This window comes from Streptomyces sp. NPDC087270 (genome assembly GCF_044744625.1).
Lineage (GTDB): Bacteria > Actinomycetota > Actinomycetes > Streptomycetales > Streptomycetaceae > Actinacidiphila.
Genome location: NZ_JBIUYR010000005.1, coordinates 39,408 through 59,590 on the forward strand (window position 1 = coordinate 39,408; position 20,183 = coordinate 59,590).

Here is a 20,183-nt window from a genome sequence, read left to right on the forward strand (position 1 = left end):
CGATCAGGTTTTCGAATGTCAACTATGCCGTGTCCCACACCTGTCGGCGACCGGCCTACCCGGACGTCCCGGGTCCGAATCCGGTTCCCAAACCCCGGCAACAATACGGGACTACACCGAGACAACAGGTCCGGTCTTGTCCTGAACCGGCGCATACCGATTGGCTGTTCGCGATCACTGGACGTCACGTGCGCCGTGGAGGGCTGCCCGCGGATGACCCCACCGCCCCCACCCTTCCGCTTCAGGCGAGGCAAGGACGACGTCACCTTCGATCCCGCTTTCGGCGACGAGGAGCTGGTCGCCGCCCGCGCCGCTCTCACCCAGGGCCGCTGGACGGACGTCCGCGCGCTGCTGGCTTCCACCGGTGACGACTGGGACTCCCGCGGGCACCGCCTGGTGGTCCTCGGCGAGGGCAGGTCCTCCGCCGCGTGGGCCGAGGAGTGGCGGCTCGCCGAGCCGGAGAGCGCGGACGCCGCGGCACTGGCCGCCGCCGCGGCCGTCTTCCGGGCCATCAGAGGCAAGCAGAAGCCCGAGGACGCACGGGAGTTGTGCCTGCGCGTGGCACGGATGGCGCCGACCGACCCGACGCCCTGGCTGTTCCTGCTGGTCCTGGCCCGGCGCACCGGCAGCGACGACGAGCAGGTGCGCGCCTTCGACCAGGTGCGCGGCCGGCACCGCGGCCACCACCACGCGCACCACCTGATGACGCAGTGCCTCGCCGAGCGCCAGAAGACCGACGGGGACGACCCGTTCCACGAGGTGTACGAGTTCGCGGAGTGGGCGGCCGGCGAGGCCGGGCGCACCTCGCCGCTGTCCGCGCTGCCGCTGGTCGCGCTCGTGGAGCGGTACCGCGCGCTGGCGGCGTCCGGCGCGCTGCCGTCCGACCCGGCCCGGCTGCCGTACTGGACCAGCGCGCGGGCCCGCAACAGCGTGCGGGCGGGCTTCGACTGGTGGCTGGACTGGGACCGCGTGCCGTACCCGCGGCTGCCGGTCGACCTCAACCACCTGGCGTACGGCAAGTTCCACTCCGGCGACACGGTGGCCGCGGCCGCGCTGTTCAACCGGATCGGCGCCGACGCGACCCGCGTGCCCTGGTCGTACCCGGACCGCGACCCGAAGAAGGCGTTCCGCGCCGCGCGCAACTACGCGCTCGGTTTCGGTTCGTCGTGACTCCCCCCGAACTCCCCACCAACTCCCCCCCGAACTCCCCCCGACAGACCCTGCTTCCACCCGACAGACCCTGCTCCACCCGTACCTCCCGTACCTCCCACCTTGCACCGGAAGGAACCGCGGCCATGCTGACGGGTAGTACCAACGAGATCAGCACGTTCAAGGGCGAGCAACGCGCGTTGCGCGCGGACCGGATCGGCGCACCCGCACTGCTGCTGTCGGTGCTCGCCGCGACCGCGCCGCTGATGGTGGTGGCGGGTGTCATTCCGACCACCTTCGGCACCATGGGCATCATCGGGGTGCCGCTGCTGTTCGTGATCGTCGGTGTCGTGCTGGCCCTGTTCAGCTTCGGCTACGCGGAGATGAGCCGCCACGTGCACAACGCGGGCGCCCTGTACGCGTACATCTCGCGCGGCCTGGGCAGCACCATGGGCGCGGGTGCCTCCTACGTGGCGCTGTTCGCGTACAGCATCATGCAGGTCGGCACCTACGGGATCTTCGGCTTCGAGATATCCGGGCAGATCTTCCAGCACTGGCACCACAACGTGTCCTGGTGGATACCGGCGTTGTGCGGCGTGGTGATCACCGCGGTCTTCGGCGCGCTGAAGATCGACCTGAACGCCAGGACGCTGGGCGTGCTGCTGATCGTGGAGACCCTGCTGACGCTGGTCTTCGACTTCAGCTTCCTGGGCGACCCGGGGCCGCAGGGCGTGTCGATGCACGCGTTCAACCCCAGCACGCTGAGCGGGGCCGGGCTCGGCACCGCGCTGTGCTTCGTGATCGCCGGCTTCGTCGGCTTCGAGCAGGCGCCGGTCTACGCCGAGGAGACCAGCGAGCCGCAGCGCGTGGTGTCGAAGGTGATGTTCCTGGCGATCGGCTTCGCCACTCTCTTCTTCGCGTTCAGCTCCTGGGCGATCACCGTGGCGACCGGCCCCTCGCACGTGGTCGGGCAGTCGCAGGAGCAGTCGGCGAACCTGATCTTCGCGCTCAACCAGGGCCGGCTCGGCGGGGCGTTCACCGACACGCTGAACGTCTTCTTCATCACCGGCATCTTCGCGTCGATGCTGAGCTTCCACAACGTGGTGGCCCGCTACGCGTTCGCGATGGGCCGCGACGGCCTGCTGCCCCCGGCGGTCGGCCGGACCTCGAAGTCCAGCGGCGCCCCCGCGGTCGGGTCGTTCCTCCAGTCGGTGGTGGCGCTGGTCGTCGTGGTGCTCTTCGCGGTGACCGACCACGGCAAGTTCGGGCCGCAGGGCCCGGACCCGACGGCGCCGGTGCTGCGGCTGTTCACCTGGGCGGGCAACGTCGGCGCGCTGGGCGTGGTACTGCTGATGGCGACGGCGGCCGTCGCCGTGATCGTCTTCTTCGTGAAGCGCGGCGCGGCCGCGGTGCAGGGCTGGCGGCTGGTGACCTCGGGCCTCGCCGCGATCGGGCTGCTGGTCATCTTCGTCTACTCGGTGAAGGACTTCGCGGTGCTGCTCGGCGCCAACCCGGGCCACGGGCTGCGCTGGATTCTGCCGGGCATCATCGCGCTGGCCGCGGTGATCGGCCTGGTCTACGGCGCGGTGCTGCGGGCCCGGCGGCCGGAGGTGCACGCCAGGATCGGCAAGGGCAACGAGGCGTTCCAGCTGGAGAAGGCGGCCGCGGCCGCGGGTTCGGCGGAAGGCACCGGCTGACCCTTCCCCGGCGCTGGTCCTCCCCGGGTCCTGGCCCGCCACGGCCTCGGCCCGGACCCGGTTCCGCCCGGCGGCACGCGCCGGGGCTCAGTCCGCGAGCCCCGGCGCGCCCCATACCGGGAACCAGCGCGACAGGTCCTCCTCCAGCCGCAGGTCGTTCGCCACGAGCGCCTTGACCTGGAGTTCCAGGGCGCTGTCGCGCTTCTCGCCGGGAAGCGGGCAGAACGGGTAGAAGCTGCCGCGCTTGTAGAGGTACACCAGCGCGAGGGTGCGGCCGGCCGGGTCCTTGAAGCTGACCAGCGAGCACAGCAGCTGGGGTCCGAAGCCCTGCTGTTCGAGCGCCGAGTTGATGGCGTGCAGGTCGGTGACGAGGTCGGTGGTCTCCTCCGGACCGTGCCGGGACAGCAGCCAGGTGTAGCCGTAGCCGTCCTGGCTGGTCTCGACCGTCGGCAGCAGGGCGCGCAGGTCCTGCTGGATCTCGGCGAACGCGCCGCCCTCGACCGCGGCGAAGCACACCGCGCCCATGCCGGTGGGGCGCAGGTCGCTCGCCGCCTGGAGGGTGATCGCGGCGGAGGTGAGGCCGAAGAGCTGGTCGAGGTCGGGGCGGACCGGCTTGCTGCGGCCGAGCAGCACATCGAGCAGGCCCATCAGCGGCGGTCCAGTTCGCGGGTGATCTGGCTGAGCTGCTCCAGCCGCCGCTCCAGCGTCGGGTGGGTGGAGAGCAGCTTGGAGGCCGTGGAGCCGGCGCTCAGCGCGGGGGCGAAGAAGAACGCGTTGAACGGCTGGGACCTGCGCAGGTCCTCGGTGGGGATGGCGGCGATCTGGCCGCTGACCTTGGTGAGCGCGGAGGCCAGCGAGGAGGGGCGGCCGGTGAGCAGCGCGGCGCTGCGGTCGGCGGACATCTCGCGGTAGCGCGACAGCATCCGGGTGAGCAGGAAGCTGATCGCGTAGACGACGGCGCTGACCAGCGGGATGAGGATGATGAGCGCGCTGCTGTTGGGATCGCGGCTGCGCCGGAAACCGCCGAAGAGGGCGACGCGGGTCATCATGCCGGCCAGCACCCCGAGGAACGACGCGATCGTCATGACGGCGACGTCCTTGTGGGCGACGTGCGACATCTCGTGCGCGATGACGCCTTCCAGCTCGTCGGGCTCCAGGCGGCGCAGCAGGCCGGTGGTGGCGCACACCATCGTGTTCTTCTTGTTCCGCCCGGTGGCGAACGCGTTCGGCACGTCGGAGTCGGCGATCGCGACCTTGGGCTTGGGCATGTCGCCCAGGGCGCAGATGCGGTCGACGACGCCGTGCAGCTCGGGGGCCTGCTCGGGGGTGACCTCACGGGCGCCCATGCTGAAGGCGGCGATCTTGTCGCTGAACCAGAACTGCGCGATGAACAGTCCGCCCGCGATGAGGAGGATCATCGGCCAGGCGCCGCGCAGCAGAGCGAGCAGCACGCCGACGAAGACGACGTAGAGCAGTCCGATCAGGAACATCGTGACGACCATGCGGGTCGTCAGTCCCCGGTCGGGGGCGAAGCGGTTACGTGGCATGGCCCCTCCCGAGTCGTACGGGGCGCGCGGGTCGCTAGGCCGCGGCCCGTCGTACTCCCGAGGTTGGTGAACAGGTGCGCCTGTCGGCTACCTACCCAACGATGCAACGTCTCGGACGTCCCGCCCGGTTCCACTTCCACCACGGCATTCGGGTGGTCTTGCCCACAGCGGTGCTCCGGACGGGCTACGACCGACGCCCCAGGGGTCAGGCGCGCACGTCGAGGACGAGCTTGCCGGTGGTGCGGCGGGCCCGCAGGTCCTCGTGGGCGCGGGCGGCGTCGGCCAGCGGGTGGACCGCGCCGATCAGGGGGCGCAGCCGGCCCTCGGCGGTCATGGCGAGCAGCTCGTCGAGCGGCTCGTGGTACATGCCGGGGCGGCCGAGGCAGTGCGCGAGCCAGAAGCCGATGACGGCCCGCGAGCGGCCCATCAGCCGGGCGGGCTCGATCGGGGTCGGCGGGACGCGCGAGGCCATGCCGTAGGTCACCAGGCGGCCGAAGGGGGCGAGCGCCGCCAGCGAGGCGTCGAAGACCGGGCCGCCGGTCATCTCCAGGACGGCGTCGACCTTGTGGCCGCCGTTCGCCTCGACCAGGCGCTCCTTGAGGTCCCGCGGGTCGGCGTCGACGGCCGTGTCGGCGCCCAGTTCCAGGGCGAGCGCCCGCTTCTCCTCGGTGGACGCGGTGGCGATCACCCGGCCGGCGCCGAACTCCTTGGCGAGCTGCACCGCCAGTGAACCGGTGCCGCCGGCCGCCGCGTGCACCACGACGCTCTCGCCGGGGGCGAGCCGCGCGCAGGTGCGCAGCAGGTGCCAGGCGGTCACGCCCTGGATGACCAGGGCGAGGGCCTGCCCGTCGCCGACGCCGTCGGGCACGTCGTGGGCGAGGCGGTCGGCCACGAGCGCCTTCTCCGCGTAGCCGCCGTTGTCGGTGAGGGCGACGACCCGCCGGCCGTCGGCGGTACGGCCGACCACCTCCGCGCCGGGCACCATCGGCAGCGAGGAGGCCGCCAGGTAGCTGTTCTCGACGGTGTGGGTGTCGGCGTAGTTGACGCCCGCGGAGTCGACCTCGATCAGGAGCTGTCCGGGCTGCGGGACGGGGTCGGGCAGTTCGGTGAGGCGCAGCACCTCGGGGCCGCCGAACTCGGTGATCTGGATCGCGCGCACGGTCGCCACTCCTCCGGGTGGGGCGGTGCCCGCCGGGTGACGGGAACCTCGACCCCAGAGACTACCGACTGGTCGGTATGTGCCGCACCCGGGGCGCCCGGGTGTCGCCCGGATGTCGCCCGGCCCCGTGATCCGGGCGCCCCGGGCCGATCGGCGGATGGGCGGCTCGGCCGATCGGCCGGCGGTCGGCTGGGCGGGCCGCTCAGGCGGCCGGCACCGGGCGCGCGGGCGGCGGACCCACATAGCGGGCCAGCGGGCGGATGATCTTGCTGTCCTCCGCCTGCTCCAGCACGTTGGCGCTCCAGCCGACCATCCGGGCGGCCGCGAAGGTCGGCGTGAACATCTCCCGGGGCAGTCCGCACAGCTCCATGACCACACCGGCGTAGAACTCGACGTTGATGTGCAGGTCGCGGCCCGGCTTCAGCTCGGCGAGTATCGCCTCGGCCCGCTCCTCCACCTGGAGGGCGAAGTCGACCAGGTCGCCGCCGAATTCGCGCGCGATGGCCTTGAGCATCCGCGAACGCGGGTCCTCGGTGGTGTACACGGGGTGGCCGAACCCCATGATCCGGTCGCCGGCGAGCACCCGCTCGCGCAGCCAGTCGTCGATCCGGTCCGGGGTACCGATCGCGTCCAGGGTGTCGAGCGCCCTGCTCGGCGCGCCGCCGTGCAGCGGCCCCGACAGCGCGCCCAGGGCGCCGACCAGGCAGGCGGCCAGGTCCGCACCGGTGGAGGCGATCACCCGCGCGGTGAACGTGGACGCGTTGAAGCCGTGGTCGACGGTGGAGATCAGATAGCTCTCCACCGCCCGCGCCTGGGCCGCCTCCGGCTCCCGCCCGGTCAGCATGTACAGGTAGTTCGCCGCGTACGGCAGGTCGTCGCGCGGCTCGACCGGCGCCAGGCCCTGCCCGAGCCGGTGCAAGGCCGTCACCAGCGTGGGTACGGCGGCGCACGCGGCCAGGGCGTCGGCCCGGCGGCGTTCGGGGTCGATGTCGTACACCGGGCGGAACCCGGCGGACGCCCCCGCCAGCGACAGCGCGGTGCGCAGTCCCGCGAGCGGCCCGGACAGCGCCGTGGAGCGGGCGATCGCGGGCAGCGCGTCCGCGACGTCGGCGGGCAGGTGCCGCAGCTCCGCCGTGCGGGCCCGGAACGCGGCCAGCTCCGCCGCGTCCGGCAGCGCGCCGTGGAACATCAGGTGCCACACGTCCTCGAAGGTGCGGGTGCGCGCCAGCTCCACCGCCGAGTACTCGCGGTAGTGGTAGAAGCCTTCGGCCCCTCGCACGTCGCCGATGGATGTCTCGGTGACGACGACGCCCTTGAGACCGCGGGGTACGTCGATCGGGGCGCTGGGCTCGGTGGTCGGCATGGTCTTCCTCCTTGGGTATGTACGTGACTGTCCATGATTGATTCAGGCGTGTCAATGTTGATTGAATCAATACATTGGGTGATCGAGTACAGATACGGTGGGTCCATGACGAGGGAGCAGCCGGAGCAGGCAGGACGGCCGGGACCGCGGGACGCGGGCACGGACAGCGCGGAGAGCGTCGACAGGACGGGCGGGGGCGCCGCCCCGGACCCGACCGACGCAGTGAGCGGCCTCCTGGGCGATCCGGCCACGGAGGAGCGGATCGGCACCCGGGAGGCGGCACGGCGGCTCGGGGTGAAGCCGGAGACGCTGTACGCGTACGTCAGCCGCGGGCTGCTGGACAGCCGCCGCGCGCAGGGCGGCCGGGGCAGCACCTTCGACCCGGAGCAGGTCGCGGCGCTGGCCAGGCGCGGGCGACCCGCGGCGCAGCCGGACCCGGCGGGATCGGGCCCCGGCGCGGCTGCGGGCGGCGGCATCACCGAAGGCTGGGGCCGGCTGCGCACCGGGATCACCCTGATCGACTCCGACCGGTACTTCTTCCGCGGCGTCGACGCGGTCGGCCTCGCCGGGACGTACGGCTACGAGGAGGTCGCGGAGTGGCTGTGGACGGGGGTGCTGCGGCCCGGCACACGCTTCACCGCCGCCCCGGCGCCGCTCGCCGCGGCCCGTACGGTGGCCGGCGCGCTGCCCGCCGGGAGCGGTCCGATGGACCGGCTACGGGTGGCCGTCGCGGCGGCGGCGAGCGCGGACCCGTTGCGCTTCGACCTGTCCGGGCCGGCCGTCCTGGGCACCGCGCGCAGCCTGATCGCGACGCTGGTGGACGCGCTGCCGCCGGTCGGCCGCCCCCACGAAGGCGACGGCCCGCTGGCCCTGCGGCTGTGGCCGAAGCTGACCGCGGCCCCCGCCGGCGAGGCGGCGCTGCGCGTCCTGGACACCGCGCTCGCGCTGCTCATCGACCACGACCTGGCCGCATCCACCCTCGCGGCACGGGTCGCCGCCTCGGCCCGCGCGCACCCGTACGCCGTCGTCTCGGCGGGGCTCGGCGCCCTCGACGGGCCGCTGCACGGGCAGGCCAGCGCGCTCGCCCACCGGATGCTCGCCGAGGTCGCGGCGCAGGACGGCGCGGGTCCGGTCGTCGCGGACTACCTGCGGGCAGGGCAGCGCGTTCCCGGCCTCGGCCACCGGCTCTACCGGGGCGAGGACCCCCGGGCCCGTACCCTGTTCGCGCTGCTCGACGAGGTGCCCGCCGCCGCGTCCGCGCTCGGCGCGGCCCGCGACGTGGTCGCGACGACCGCGGCCCGCCACCGCGACCTGCACGCCAACGTGGACCTGGCGTTGGGCGTGCTCTCCGTCTCCCACGGGATGCCGGCGCAGGCGGGCGAGACCGTGTTCGCGGTCGCCCGTACCGCCGGATGGATCGCCCACGCCTTGGAGGAGTACGCCGAGCCCCCGCTGCGCATGCGCCTGATCGGCGCCTACACCGGCCCGCGGCCCGGACGCCCCCTCCCCCGGGCCGGCCAGGACTGACGGGGCCGGGACTGACCGGGCCAGGACTGACCGGGCCGGGAGGACGTGAGGGTCGGCCGTGTCGACCGGTTCAGACGCCGGTGAGGCGGGGGACGCGGCCGACGAGTTCGGCCCACTCCGAGTCCGTCTGGCCGGGCACCATGCGGCCGGCGGACTGCCATTGGGCGACCAAGGCGGCGAAGAGGGGCGCGTCGCGCGCCTGCAGAACCGTTACGCCACCGGGGGCGGGAGCGTTCCCCGACCGCCAGGCCGCCGGCGCCCCGGTGGGCGGGGCCGCGGCGGTGCCACTGACCGTGAGATCCTGGCGAATCCACTTCGTTGCTGCCATACGCCGATCAACGAGGACAAGTCAGGTGCGCCACTGCGGCGGCGGGCGCGGCACACGAACGAGTGACAACGGCACCGCGCGGACCCGGAATTTCCGGCGGGCACCGCCCGTTCTCCTGCCATGAGCACTGTAGAGCTGACCAAGGAGAACTTCGACGAGGTCGTGTCCGACAACGACTTCGTCCTCATCGACTTCTGGGCCGCCTGGTGCGGACCGTGCCGGATGTTCGCGCCTGTGTACGACCAGGCGTCGGAGAAGCACGGCGACCTGATCTTCGCGAAGGTCGACACGGAGGCGCAGCCGGAGCTGGCCGCCGCCTTCCAGATCCAGTCGATCCCCACGCTGATGATCGTGCGCGACAAGGTGGCGGTCTTCGCCCAGCCCGGCGCGCTGCCCGAGCCGGCGCTCGAGGACGTCATCGCGCAGGCCCGCGCGCTGGACATGGGCGAGGTGCACAAGGCGGTCGCCGACGCGCAGGCCGGCGACGCGGCGGGCGGCGCTTCCGCGTAGCCCGCGGCCGCGGCGGAAGCCGTCGGCGTGGCCGGACCGGTCGGCAGGGTGCCGAGCGGGTGCCGAGCCGATGCGGACGGAATGACGCCGACCGGCACGGCGCTTCGGCGCCTTCCGCCCTGCCCGAGCCGTGCTCCCCATCGACCCTGGGTGCCCCTTCCCCGTCCGCGGGAGAGGGGCACCGTTCGCTGTCCGGCCGCGGCGGCCGGAGCCGCCGCCCGCGCGGGCGGCGGGAATTGTCAGAGGTCGCACCTAGGGTCGGGGTATGGAAAGCGTGGTGGCGGTGGTGCCGGACCCGGTGGGGTCCGGTGGTCGGCTGTGCCCGCTCGGCCCGGACGGGCGGCCGGCCGGGGCCGGCGAGACGGCCCCCGATCTGGCCGCCGCGGTGGCGCGGCGCGAGGCGGCCGAGCGGCCGCGCTGGGTGTGGGCGGCCACCGACGAGATGTACCCGCGGCTGCTGGAGCGCGCCGCGGTGCGGCCGGCGCGGTGCCATGACGTGAAGCTCGTCGAGTCGCTGCTGCTGGGGATGGCGGGGCAGCACGGCCGGCCGCGGTCGCTCGGCGCCGCGTGGGCGCGGCTGCGGGACCTGCCCGAGCCGCCGGACGCGCCCGAGCCGGGCGCCGACGACCAGCCGGTGCTGTTCGCGGCCGACCGGCACCATCTGCCGCAGGACACCGACCCGTTGACGGCCCTGACCGCCGTCTACGCCGACCAGCGGCGCCGGATCGCGGCGAGCGAGCACCCGGACCGCACCCTGCTGCTGTGCGCCGCGGAGTCCGCGGGCGCGCTGGCCGCGGTGGAGATGGGCCAGGACGGCCTGCCGTGGAGCGCCGCCGTCCACGACGAACTCCTCACCGGCCTGCTCGGCCCGCGCCCGGCCGGCGGCGCCCGCCCCGCGATCCTCGGTGACCTCGCGCTGCGCATCCAGCAGGAGCTGGGCCGCCCGGTCAACCCCGACTCCCCCGCCCAGGTGCTGCCCGCCTTCGCCCGGGTCGGCGTCCAGTTGCGCACCACCCGCTCGCACGAACTGCGCGAGGTCGGCCACCCCGCCGCCGCCTTGCTGCTGCGCTACAAGGAGCTGTCCCGTATCCACGCCGCGCACGGCTGGGCGTGGCGCGAGGCGTGGGTGCGGGCGGGCAGGTTCCGGGCGGAGTACGTGGTCGGCGGGGTGGTGTCGGGGCGGTGGGCGACACGCGGCGGCGGCGCGCTGCAGATCCCGCGGCTGCTGCGGGGCGCGGTGGTCGCCGACCCGGGGTACCGGCTGATCGTGGCGGACGCCGGCCAGCTCGAACCGCGGGTGCTGGCCGCGATGTCCGGCGACCCGGGGCTCGCCAGGGCCTCCGCCGCCGGTGACCTCTACGCGGCGCTCGCCCTGGACGCCTTCGCCGGTGACCGGCCACGCGCCAAGATCGCCCTGCTCGCGGCGATGTACGGGCAGACCAGTGGCGAGGCCGGGCAGCTCCTCGCGGTGATGCGGCGCCGTTTCCCCGCCGCGCTCGCCCTGGTGGAGGCCGCGGCCCGCACCGGCGAGGCGGGCGGCGTCGTACGCTCCCAGCTCGGCCGCACCTCGCCCACGCCCTCGGCAAGTCGCTTCATCGACACGGAAGGCGGCTTCGCCGGGGAGGCCGCCGACCCGGGTGACGCCTCCGCCCTCGATCAACGCGCCGCCCGCTCCTGGGGGCGCTTCACCCGCAACTTCGTGATCCAGGCCAGCGCTTCGGACTGGGCGCTGGCCATGCTCGCCGCGCTCCGCCGCCGGCTCACCGCGATCGGCCCCGAGCCGCGTCTGGTCTTCTTCCAGCACGACGAGGTGATCGTCCACGCCCCCACCGAACTCGCCCCCGCCGTCGAGTCGGCCGTCGCCGCTGCCGGCGACGAGGCCCGCCGCCTGGTGTTCGGCCCGACCCCGGTGCCGTTCCCGCTGGAGACCCTCGCGGTCGAGTGCTACGCGGACGCGAAGTAGCGCCCCGGAGCAGCGGGTTCGCGTCCCGCCACTCCCCACCGCCCGACCCCGACGCCAGGGGTCAGGCGGTAGGGGCGGCGGGGACCGTGCGGACGGTCACGCCGGCCGTGGTCAGGGCCGACAGTTCGTCCTGCGAGGCGCGGTCGTCGGTGACGACGGTGTGCAGCGCGGTGACCGGCACGACGAAGGCGAGGGCGGTACGGGAGAACTTGGCGGCGTCGGCGACCGCGATCACCCGGCGGGCGGAGGCGATCGCGGCACGCTTCACGGCGGCCTCGGCGAGGTCGTAGGCAGTGAGCCCGTCGGCGGCGCTCAGCCCGCAGCAGCCGAGCACGGCGGTGTCGAAGCGGAGTGCGGCCAGGGCCGACTCGGTGAGCGGGCCGGTCAGGGCGAGTTCGCCGGGGCGGGGCTCGCCCCCGGGGATGATCAGCCGGAGCCGCGCCGCGCCGGTCAGCGCGTTGGCCGCGTGCAGGGACAGCGGCATCACGGTGAGCCGCCGCTGCTGAAGGACCCGCGCCACCTCCAGGCAGGTGGTGCCGCTGTCGAGCACGACGGTCTCGCCGTCGGCGACGAGCGCGGCGACCTCGGCCGCGATCCGCTGCTTGACCGCGCGGCTTTCGGTCTCCCGGAGCGCGAACGGCGGTTCCTCGCCGCGCAGCAGCAGGCTGCGGGCGCCTCCCCGGTAGCGCTCCAGGACGCCCTGCCCCGCGAGGATCTCCAGGTCCCGGCGGACGGTCATCTCCGAGGCGCCGGTCAGGGCGGCCAGTTCGGCGACGCCCAGCCGGCCCTCCGCTCGTACCGCCTCGACGATCTGCCGGTGTCGCTCGCTGCTTGCCATGCCCCCATTGAACACCACGAACAAAATTGGTGTGCGATATCGGCAGTGACGAACGCCAAGAATGTTTGTTATGTTCGCGGCCATGCAGCGAACCCTTCGTGCCGCCCGGGCGGCCACCTTCGCGTACTTCGCCCTGAACGGGTTCGTCCTGGGGATGTGGGTCGTCCACATCCCGGCGATCGAGCAGCGCGCGGGCATCAGCCACGCCGTGCTCGGCTCACTGCTGCTCCTGCTGGGCGCGGGGGCGTTCGCCGGGATGCAGCTGGTCGGCCCGCTCGCCGACCGGTTCGGCGCGCGCCGGGTCGTCCCGGTCAGCGCGGCGCTGTGCGCGGCGGCGGTCGCCCTGCCGGGCACGGCCACCAGCGGATGGGCGCTCGGCGCGGCGCTGCTCGTCCTCGGCTTCGGCAACGGCTGCCTGGACGTCGGCATGAACGCGCACGCCGTCCAGGTGGAGCGCGGCTACGGGCGGCCGGTGATGTCCTCGTTCCACGCGGTGTTCTCGCTCGGCGGGGTGGCCGCGTCGCTGGTCGGCGCCCGCACGCTCGGCTGGGGCTGGAGCGCGCCGGCCACGCTGAGCGGTACCGCCGGGGTGTGCCTGGTCGCCGCCCTGCTGGTCGCGCCCGCGCTGCTGCCCCGGCAGCAGGCCGCGACTCCGGAAGCGCAGGCACCCGGCGCGGATACGGCTGCGCAGGCACCCGACGCGGCCGGGACCGGCACCGTTGTCGCCGCGAAGCGGACCCGGCGCCGGGTACCCGGGCGGATCTGGCTGCTGGCCGCGCTCGCCTTGATGGTCATGCTCTCCGAGGGCGCCGCCAACGACTGGAGCGTGCTGGCCACCCGCGACGTCCTGCACGCGTCGCCGGCCACCGCCGCCTTCGCCTACGGCTGCTTCGCCACGGCCATGACGGCCGGACGGTTGCTCACCGACCGGGTGGCGGGGCGGTTCGGCCCGGTCGCGGTGGTCCGGTGGGGCGCGGGCACGGCGGCGGTGGGGATGGTCGCGGTCGTCTGCTCGCCCTGGATCGCACTGGCGCTCGTCGGCTGGACGGTGTTCGGCATCGGCCTGTCGGGATGCGTGCCCCAGCTCTTCAGCGTGGCGGGCCACGCGGACCACGAAGCCGCGGGCGCCAACGTCTCCCGGGTGGCCGGGCTCGGCTACCTCGGCATGCTCGCCGGCCCGGCGGCCATCGGCGCGCTGACCCGGATCGTCCCCCTCAACGTGGCGTTCCTGCTGCCCTTGGCGCTGTGCGCGGTGGCCGCGGCCGCGGCCGGCTCGCTGCGCACCCCGCCCGAGGCGGCCACCCCGGACCGGCCCGCCCAGGCGCCGGCCGCCCCCGCTACCCGAACGGCGGCCCCGTAGCACCACGCGGCTCACGTCCGCCCGGCTCACGTCCACGCGGCTCGCCTCCGCCCGGCTCACGTCCCCGCAGCTCACCTCCGTCCGGCTCAGCTCCGGACGCCGCGCGGGCCGGCATCGGGAACTCCGCCCGCAGGTGGGCGCCTTGGGCGTGCGGCACCACCACGAGGCTGCCGTCGTGCGCGGTCGCGATGTCCCGTGCGATGGACAGGCCCAGGCCGGAGCCGCCGGTGTCACGCCGGCGGGCGTGATCGAGACGGGCGAACCGGTCGAAGACGGTGGTGTGATACTCCGGCGGGATGCCGGGGCCGTCGTCGGTGACGTCCAGCACGGCCCGGGTCCCGGACCTGCCGAGGGCGACGCCCACCTCCGTGGCCGCGTACCGGACGGCGTTGTCCACGAGGTTCGCCACCAGGCGGCGCACCTGCTCAGGCGAGCCCCGCACGGGGACCTCCGGGGTGAGGTCGAGGGTGACCCGCACGTCCAGCCGCGGGCGGCGGCGCGCGGCCTCCTCCGCGACGAGCTGTGCGAGGTCCGCCTCCTGCGTGCGCGGCGGTTCGCGGGCGTCGAGCCGGGCCGGCAACAGCATGTCGGAGGTGAGCGACTGGAGCCGCGCCACGCCCACGCCGCCCGTCCTTTCCTGACGTCGCCGCCGTGCCCTCGGCCGTATCCGGCCCGGCCCACGGAAGGCAGACCGCCGGACCGGCGGAAACTCATCGGGGGCAGTGACGGGGGCCGGCAGCCGGTGGGTTGCCGGCCGGGCCGTCAGTTGTCGCCGGCCGCGTCCTTCTCGGCAGCCGAGGCCGCGGCGTCCGCACCGTCCACGAGCTTGCGCATGTGGGCCAGTTCGGACGCGGACGGCGCGGGCGGAGCCGATGCCGTGCCGGACGCGCCGGGGGCGGCCGCGTGGTCGTGCTGCCCGCACCCCGCCAGCAGAGCGGCTCCCAGAACGACCGCGGGCAGTGCCGCCAACGCCCCTTTGCGCGCGGTCACTTCGCTGCCGGCTTCGAGGCGTACCCCTGTGCGCCGCACCAGGTCCGCACGGCGTCGAGGTCGCTGCTGCGCTGGGTCAGGGTCGGCACCAGCGACTTGCGGAACGTCAGCCTGTCGTTGAGGTAGGTCTCCACGGCCGTCTGGCCCTTGCTCTGCGCGGCACTCACCCGCTTCTGCAAGCGGGCGATCGAACCGCGCTTCGTGGCCGGGCCGTTGAGGCGGGCCAGCGCGCGGTCGATCCGGGCGTCGATGGCCGGCACGCGCTTGCAGAGGCGCACCGCCCCGTCCCTGGAACCGCCCGCGCCCTTGGTGGTTCCCGTCCCGGCCGACGTGCTCGACGTGGCACCGGGCGTCGCCCCGCTTCCGGTGTCCGCCGCCGCGCTTCCCGCCGCCCCGAGCACCGCCGCCATCGCCGCGGTCGCCGTGACCGCGCTGCGGAACCTGCGCATCGTCCTGCTCCCTTCGCTCCGCGGGCCCTTCGCCCGCCGGCGCGGTCACCGTAGGAAGGCTTTTTGTGGAAACCATGTGGCCCTCCGGCGCCCGCTCCCGCGGGGATGTCAGGCGGGCGGCGGGCCGGAGAGCCAGTCCCGGCGGCGGGGCAGGACGAGGGTGTCCGCGTCACCCGCGGCACCGGCGGGCAGGTCGAGGACGATGGCGGTGCCCGGGCGCCCGTCGGGGCGGCCCGCCGCGGCCACGGTGCCGCTGTGCAGCGCCGCCTGCTGGCCGACCAGCGCCAGACCGAGGCCGGAGCCGGGGCTGCCGGGGCGGCGGTGGAAGCGGCGGAAGACGTCGGCACGGGCCGCCGGGGGTATGCCGGGACCGTGGTCGGCGACGGTGAGGCGGACCGTGGCCCGGTCGGCGGACGGTCGCAGCAGGACCTCGACGGCCGCGGTGCCGTCCCCTCCGCGGCCGTGCACGGCCGCGTTGGTGAGGAGGTTGTCGACCGCGGAGCGCAGTCCCTGCGGCCAGCCGTACACCGCGCAGCCGGGCGCGAGGTCGAGGGTGACCCGCGCGGCCGGGTGGGTACGGCGCAGGTCGGCGACGGCGGCGCCGACCACCTCGGCGAGATCAACGCAGCTGAAGGACCCGGCCTCGACCAGGTCGCCGTCCGCGAGGGCACGCAACATGACGAGCAGCCCGAGCAGCCGTTCGTGCTCGGCACGCAGGTCGGCGACGATCTCGGCGCGCTCGGCCGCACCCGGCGCGGGCGTGCCGTCGAGCACGTCCAGGTTGATGCGCATGCTCATCAGCGGCGTGCGCAACTCGTGCGAGGCGTTGGCAGCGAACGTACGGGCTGTGGCGAGGGCTTCACTGCTGCGGGCGGCCTGCTCGTCGTACCGGGCCAATACGGTCGTGAGGGTGCGGGCGAGGTCGTCGATCTCGGGCACCCGGGTGGGGGTGTGGTCGAGCCGCGCGGTGCGGGCCCGGGGGTCGATACCGGCGGCGCGGCGCTGGAGGAGCAGCAGCGGGCGGGCGAGCCGGGTGGCGGCGAACCAGGCCGCGGCGCCGGCGACGGGTGCGGTCAGCAGCGCCACGGTGAGGACACGGCGTCGCACCTGACCGATCTGCGCCTGGCCCGCGGTGTCGCTGCTGAAGACCCACAGCGTGCCGGACGCGGCGGCGCGCACTCCGCGCACGGGCACGGCGAGCACCCGCCAACTCTGGCCGCCGGCCCGCACGGTGACCGGGCCGGCGGCGCTCGCGGCGGACGGCAGCGGCGCGGAGCCGGCCGGCTGCGGGCCGCCGGAGACGGTGCCGCCGGAGCCGGTGACCCGGATGCCGACGTCGAGCGCGGAGCTGAACAGCTTGCGGCTGCGGGCCTCCTCGACATCGGGCGGACGGTCGTTGGCCATCGCCCGCAGCAGGTCGCGGGCCTGCGGTTCGACGTCGGCGGCACGCTGCCGCAGGTGCGCGTCGGCCTGCCGGTGGATGTCGCCCGCCACCAGCCGCACCATGATCCAGCCGGAGGAGATCACCAGCACCGGGACGAGGAGGCCGACCGCCACGGCGATCCTCGTGGACAGCCTCACCGGCCGGCGTCCCGCCCGGCACCGGCGACGTCTCCGCCGTGCCCACCCCCCGGTTCGTCCGGGCCCGCCGCGTCAGCGCGCAGCACGAAGCCGACTCCGCGGACCGTGTGCAGGATGCGCGGCCGCCCGCCGGCCTCCAGCTTGCGCCGCAGATAGCTGACGAAGGTGTCGACGGCGTCGGAGCGGACCGCGAAGTCGTAGCCCCAGACACGGTCGAGGAGTTGGTCGCGGGTGAGCACCAGGCCGTGGTTGCGGGCAAGCACTTCGAGGAGTTCGAACTCCCGGCGGGTCAGGTCGAGCGCGGTACCGTCGCGGCTGGCGGTGCGGGCGGCGGGGTCCAGGACGAGGCCGCAGGCACACACCTGGTCGTCGGGGCGAGGGGGGCGGCGGCGCAGCAACGCGTGCAGCCGCAGCACCAGTTCCTCCAGCGCGAACGGCTTGACCAGGTAGTCGTCGGCGCCGGCCTGGAGCCCGGCGACGCGGTCGGCGACCTCGTCGAGGGCGGACAGCACCAGCACCGGCAGGTCGTTGCCGGCACCGCGCAGCGTGCGGCAGACCTGGATGCCGTCCACGTCGGGCATGGAGATGTCCAGCACCAGCAGGTCCGGTGGCGTGCGTGCGAGCAGTTCGATCGCCTCCGCTCCGCCGCCCGCCTCGGCGACGGTGAAACCGCGCAGCCGCAGCGCGCGGCCGAGCGAGCGGCGGATCGCCGCGTCGTCGTCCACCACCAGGACCCGCCCGGTCGGTGCCCCGCCCTCACCGCCACCCGGGCCCGTCCCGCCGCGGCCCGTACCGTACGCGTCCGCCCCGGACGCGTCCCTGCCGCTTCCGTCTGCCGCTGTCCCGCTCATCCGAACGACCCTCCGCTATCCGGCAGCGGTCATGGTCGCATCGCACGGGCCGGGACCGCACGCCGGGAAGCGGGAAGCCGCGTACCGGGCGTCCGCCGTCGGAGCCCGGTACGCGGGGCCTCACCCCGCGTACTGCGCGAGGATGCGGGTGAAGTCCCAGGCCTGCTGGGACACTCCGGAGCAGGTGTCGTCGTTGGGGTACGCGCCGGGGCACGGCCGGTCGCGGTTGGCGGACCAGAAGGTCAGCCGGGCCAGGTGGTGGGCCTGGGCGTAGCCGAGGATGGTGCGGAAGTCGTCCAGGGTGACCGTCTCGTTGTTGTCGGTGATGCCGTTCATCGACGAGATGCCGCTGTGCCGGTACGCCACGTCGTCGCTGTAGCCGTAGGCGCTCTTCAGGGCGTTCTTCAGCCCGTCCGCGGCCTGCTCGGTGAGGGTGCCCATGTTCTGTCCGGCGCCGCCGAAGTCGAACGGCATGATGGTCCACGCGTCGACGGTCAGGCCGGAGGCGGCGGCCTTGTTGATCAGTCCGGTGTCGGGGCCCGACTGGCCGGTGCCGATGGTGACGTAGACGGTCAGCCCCGGGTTGTCCGCCTTGACGGTCTTGAGCGCGTCGACCACCCGCTGCTGGACGGTGCCGTTGCTGTAGGCGTCGGCCTCGATGTCGATGTCGATCGCCTTCAGGCCGTAGGCGCTGATCACCTTCTGGTAGGCCCCGGCGAGCGCGCTCGCGCTGGTGCAGGACTGCTCCAACTTGTTGCCGCTGTAGCCGCCGAAGGACGGGACGACGTCGCCGCCGGCCGCGCGCACCTTGTCGATGGTGCTCTGGTCGACCCCGCCGGTGAGTGAACGGCTGCCGTCCCACTGGGGGTTGCAGGTGCCGTTGCTGAGCACGAAGGCGAGGGTGAACCACTTCACGCCGGTGGCGTTCATGATCGTGGTCGGGTCGGGCGGGTTGCCCCAGCCGTTGTACAGGTAGGGGGCGACCGCCTGGACGCCGCTCGCGGGCGGTGGGGTGGTGCCGCCGCCGGTGGGCAGCGTCCACTTCTGGTTGGCGGACCCGGCGCAGGTCCAGATCTGCAGCCGGGTGCCGTTGGCGGAGCTCGGGCCGGTGGCGTCCAGGCACTTGCCGGAGCCGGTGTTGACGAGTGCGCCGTTGCTCGCGGTCCACTGCTGGGCGGCGGAACCGTTGCAGTCGTAGAGCTGCACCGGCGTGCCGTCGGCGGTGCCCGCGGCGGTGACGTCCATGCACTTGCCCAGCGCCTGGAGGGAGTTGTCGGAGCCGACGGTCCAACTCTGCGCGGTGGTGCCGTTGCAGTCGTAGAGCTGCACCGCGGTGCCGTTGGCCGAACTCGCCGAGGCGACGTCCACGCACTTGCCGCCGTAGCCGGTGATGGCGCCGGTGGCGGCAAACGCGCTCTGGGCCGGTCCGAGGGTGCTCAGCGCGCCGGCGGCGAGCGCCGCGCCGGCGAGGATTCCGGTGGTCTTCCGCATCAGCCCGTGTACGTCCACTTCTGGTTGGCGGCGCCGGTGCAGGTCCAGATCTGCAACCTGGTGCCGTTGGCGGAGCTGTTCCCGGTGGCGTCCAGGCACTTGTTCGCCGCCGGGTTGACGATGTCGTGGGCGCTGTTGACCACCCATTGCTGGGCCGCGGTGCCGTTGCAGTCGTAGAGCTGCACGGGTGTGCCGTCGGCGGTGCCGGCCGCGGTCACGTCCAGGCACTTGCCGAGCGCCTGGAGGGTGCCTCCGGTGGAGGTCCACTGCTGGGCGCCGGTGCCGTTGCAGTCGTAGAGCTCGACGGGCGTGCCGTTGGCGTTGTTCGCGCCGGTCACGTCGACGCACTTGCCGCCGATGCCGGTGATGGCGCCGCCGGTGCCGCCGCCGGAGGAGTCGCTGGTGGTGACGTGGACGTAGTCCACGACGAGTTGCTGCGGGAAGGAGGTGCTGCCGTCGGGGTCGCCGGGCCAGTACCCGCCGACCGCGAGGTTGAGGATGATGTAGAAGGGGTGGTCGAAGACCCAGCGGTTGCCGCCGAGGTCGGCGGGGGTGCGGGTCTCGTAGACCTGGCCGTCCACCGACCAGGAGATCGAGTTCGGCGCCCAGTCGACGGCGAAGGTGTGGAAGGCGTCGGAGAAGCTCTGGCCGCCGGGCAGCGTGTAGCCGGCGCCGATGCCGTTGGAGCCGGAGTAGCCGGGGCCGTGGATGGTGCCGTGCACGGAGCCGGGCTCGAAGCCGACGTTCTCCATGATGTCGATCTCACCGCTGTTCGGCCAGCCGACCGACCCGATGTCGTCGCCGAGCAGCCAGAACGCGGGCCACATGCCCTGTCCGCGGGGCAGCTTCATCCGGGTCTCGAAGTGGCCGTACGCCTGGGTGAACTTCTGCGGGGTAGACAGCCGCGCCGAGGTGTACTGGCAGGTGCCGTACCAGCACTGGTAGTTGGCCGGGTTCTCCTTGCGGGCGGTGATCACCAGGTCGCCCTGCCCGTCGAGCGCCGCGTTCTGGGTGCCGCTGGTGTAGTACTCGCGCTCGTGGTTGTCGACGTTGTCGCCGGTCTCGTAGCCCCACTTGGAGCTGTCGACGGCGCTTCCGGCCGGGCCGTTGAAGTCGTCGGTGAAGGTGGCCGCGGCGGGGGACGCCGCCGCGGGCGCGGCCGAACTGCTCGCGCTCGTCGCGGCGGCGGCCTGCTGGAGCCAGCCGAACAGCAGCAGCGCGGCCACGGCGAGCAGCGCGAAGGGACGGATACGCCGGGTGCGGGGTGGTGCCGACATGCCGGACTCCTCGGTCGGTGGGGGGCGGGGCAGCGATCGAGCGGGCAGATTTGGTCATGCCCCTGACACGCGGTCGGCCGGGACCGGGCGCGAGGCGAGGGAC

19 protein-coding genes are annotated in these 20,183 nt (G+C 74.0%); 6 read left to right on the top strand and 13 right to left on the bottom strand.

The features are described from left to right. Positions 1-213 precede the first annotated feature (213 nt). Both ACIPAE_RS11560 and ACIPAE_RS11565 read left to right on the top strand, forming a co-directional pair. Positions 214-1,170, top strand: coding sequence for a hypothetical protein (locus tag ACIPAE_RS11560; RefSeq protein WP_402444559.1), 957 nt, complete (start codon positions 214-216; stop codon positions 1,168-1,170). 125 nt (positions 1,171-1,295) lie between these two features. Further along, positions 1,296-2,846, top strand: coding sequence for an APC family permease (locus ACIPAE_RS11565; RefSeq protein WP_402444561.1), 1,551 nt, complete (start codon positions 1,296-1,298; stop codon positions 2,844-2,846). An 87-nt stretch (positions 2,847-2,933) separates the two neighbouring features. On the opposite strand, the gene ACIPAE_RS11570 is transcribed toward ACIPAE_RS11565, so the two are convergent. From ACIPAE_RS11570 to ACIPAE_RS11585, 4 genes are all read right to left on the bottom strand, one after another. After that, positions 2,934-3,494 (bottom strand): hypothetical protein, encoded by a 561-nt coding sequence (locus ACIPAE_RS11570; RefSeq protein WP_328472049.1) that lies wholly within the window; start codon positions 3,492-3,494, stop codon positions 2,934-2,936. After that, complete coding sequence (htpX, locus tag ACIPAE_RS11575; RefSeq protein WP_329362616.1) at positions 3,494-4,393, bottom strand: zinc metalloprotease HtpX; 900 nt, start codon at positions 4,391-4,393, stop codon at positions 3,494-3,496. Before htpX ends, ACIPAE_RS11570 begins: the two co-directional genes overlap by 1 nt. Positions 4,394-4,598: 205 nt before the next feature. After that, positions 4,599-5,552 carry a zinc-binding dehydrogenase gene (locus tag ACIPAE_RS11580; RefSeq protein WP_329362618.1) on the bottom strand — a complete coding sequence of 318 codons (954 nt, stop codon included), beginning with the start codon at positions 5,550-5,552 and terminating at the stop codon, positions 4,599-4,601. A gap of 202 nt (positions 5,553-5,754) precedes the next feature. Then, entirely contained in the window at positions 5,755-6,915 is a 1,161-nt protein-coding gene (locus tag ACIPAE_RS11585; protein WP_328472043.1) for a citrate synthase/methylcitrate synthase, read from the bottom strand. Positions 6,916-7,020: 105 nt separating this feature from the next. On the opposite strand from ACIPAE_RS11585, the gene ACIPAE_RS11590 reads away from it, so the two are divergent. Then, on the top strand, positions 7,021-8,442 hold the full coding sequence (locus tag ACIPAE_RS11590) for a citrate/2-methylcitrate synthase (RefSeq protein WP_402444564.1): 1,422 nt from the start codon (positions 7,021-7,023) through the stop codon (positions 8,440-8,442). A 70-nt stretch (positions 8,443-8,512) separates the two neighbouring features. Here the strand turns inward: ACIPAE_RS11590 and ACIPAE_RS11595 are convergent, their stop codons facing one another. Then, positions 8,513-8,770, bottom strand: a complete 258-nt coding sequence (locus ACIPAE_RS11595; protein ID WP_328472039.1) for a hypothetical protein — start codon at positions 8,768-8,770, stop codon at positions 8,513-8,515. 120 nt (positions 8,771-8,890) lie between these two features. Between ACIPAE_RS11595 and trxA the strand changes: the two genes are divergently transcribed. After that, positions 8,891-9,280, top strand: coding sequence for a thioredoxin (gene trxA, locus ACIPAE_RS11600; protein WP_402444567.1), 390 nt, complete (start codon positions 8,891-8,893; stop codon positions 9,278-9,280). Positions 9,281-9,545: 265 nt separating this feature from the next. After that, positions 9,546-11,243: a bifunctional 3'-5' exonuclease/DNA polymerase gene (locus ACIPAE_RS11605; protein ID WP_402444569.1), complete on the top strand. Its 1,698-nt coding sequence runs from the start codon at positions 9,546-9,548 to the stop codon at positions 11,241-11,243. A 61-nt stretch (positions 11,244-11,304) separates the two neighbouring features. Here ACIPAE_RS11605 and ACIPAE_RS11610 read toward each other — a convergent pair whose 3' ends face one another. After that, positions 11,305-12,081 (bottom strand): DeoR/GlpR family DNA-binding transcription regulator, encoded by a 777-nt coding sequence (locus ACIPAE_RS11610; protein ID WP_402444571.1) that lies wholly within the window; start codon positions 12,079-12,081, stop codon positions 11,305-11,307. A gap of 82 nt (positions 12,082-12,163) precedes the next feature. Between ACIPAE_RS11610 and ACIPAE_RS11615 the strand changes: the two genes are divergently transcribed. Further along, positions 12,164-13,441, top strand: coding sequence for an MFS transporter (locus ACIPAE_RS11615; protein ID WP_402444572.1), 1,278 nt, complete (start codon positions 12,164-12,166; stop codon positions 13,439-13,441). Here ACIPAE_RS11615 and ACIPAE_RS11620 read toward each other — a convergent pair. From ACIPAE_RS11620 to ACIPAE_RS11650, 7 genes are all read right to left on the bottom strand, one after another. After that, positions 13,419-14,063: a sensor histidine kinase gene (locus ACIPAE_RS11620; RefSeq protein ID WP_402444574.1), complete on the bottom strand. Its 645-nt coding sequence runs from the start codon at positions 14,061-14,063 to the stop codon at positions 13,419-13,421. The genes ACIPAE_RS11615 and ACIPAE_RS11620 overlap by 23 nt on opposite strands. 140 nt (positions 14,064-14,203) lie before the next feature. Next, complete coding sequence (locus ACIPAE_RS11625) at positions 14,204-14,431, bottom strand: hypothetical protein (protein ID WP_366410208.1); 228 nt, start codon at positions 14,429-14,431, stop codon at positions 14,204-14,206. After that, a complete protein-coding gene (locus tag ACIPAE_RS11630) occupies positions 14,428-14,880 on the bottom strand; it encodes a hypothetical protein (protein WP_402444576.1) in 453 nt (150 codons plus the stop codon). The genes ACIPAE_RS11625 and ACIPAE_RS11630 overlap by 4 nt, the downstream gene beginning before the upstream one ends. Before the next feature lie 108 nt (positions 14,881-14,988). After that, the gene (locus ACIPAE_RS11635) at positions 14,989-16,461 is read right to left on the bottom strand and encodes a sensor histidine kinase (RefSeq protein WP_402444578.1); all 1,473 of its coding nucleotides are present in this window, start codon (positions 16,459-16,461) and stop codon (positions 14,989-14,991) included. After that, positions 16,458-17,312, bottom strand: a complete 855-nt coding sequence (locus ACIPAE_RS11640; protein ID WP_329362639.1) for a response regulator transcription factor — start codon at positions 17,310-17,312, stop codon at positions 16,458-16,460. Before ACIPAE_RS11640 ends, ACIPAE_RS11635 begins: the two co-directional genes overlap by 4 nt. 120 nt (positions 17,313-17,432) lie before the next feature. Further along, entirely contained in the window at positions 17,433-18,803 is a 1,371-nt protein-coding gene (locus ACIPAE_RS11645) for a ricin-type beta-trefoil lectin domain protein (RefSeq protein WP_329362641.1), read from the bottom strand. Next, positions 18,803-20,080, bottom strand: coding sequence for an RICIN domain-containing protein (locus tag ACIPAE_RS11650; protein WP_329362643.1), 1,278 nt, complete (start codon positions 20,078-20,080; stop codon positions 18,803-18,805). Before ACIPAE_RS11650 ends, ACIPAE_RS11645 begins: the two co-directional genes overlap by 1 nt. Positions 20,081-20,183: the final 103 nt, after the last annotated feature.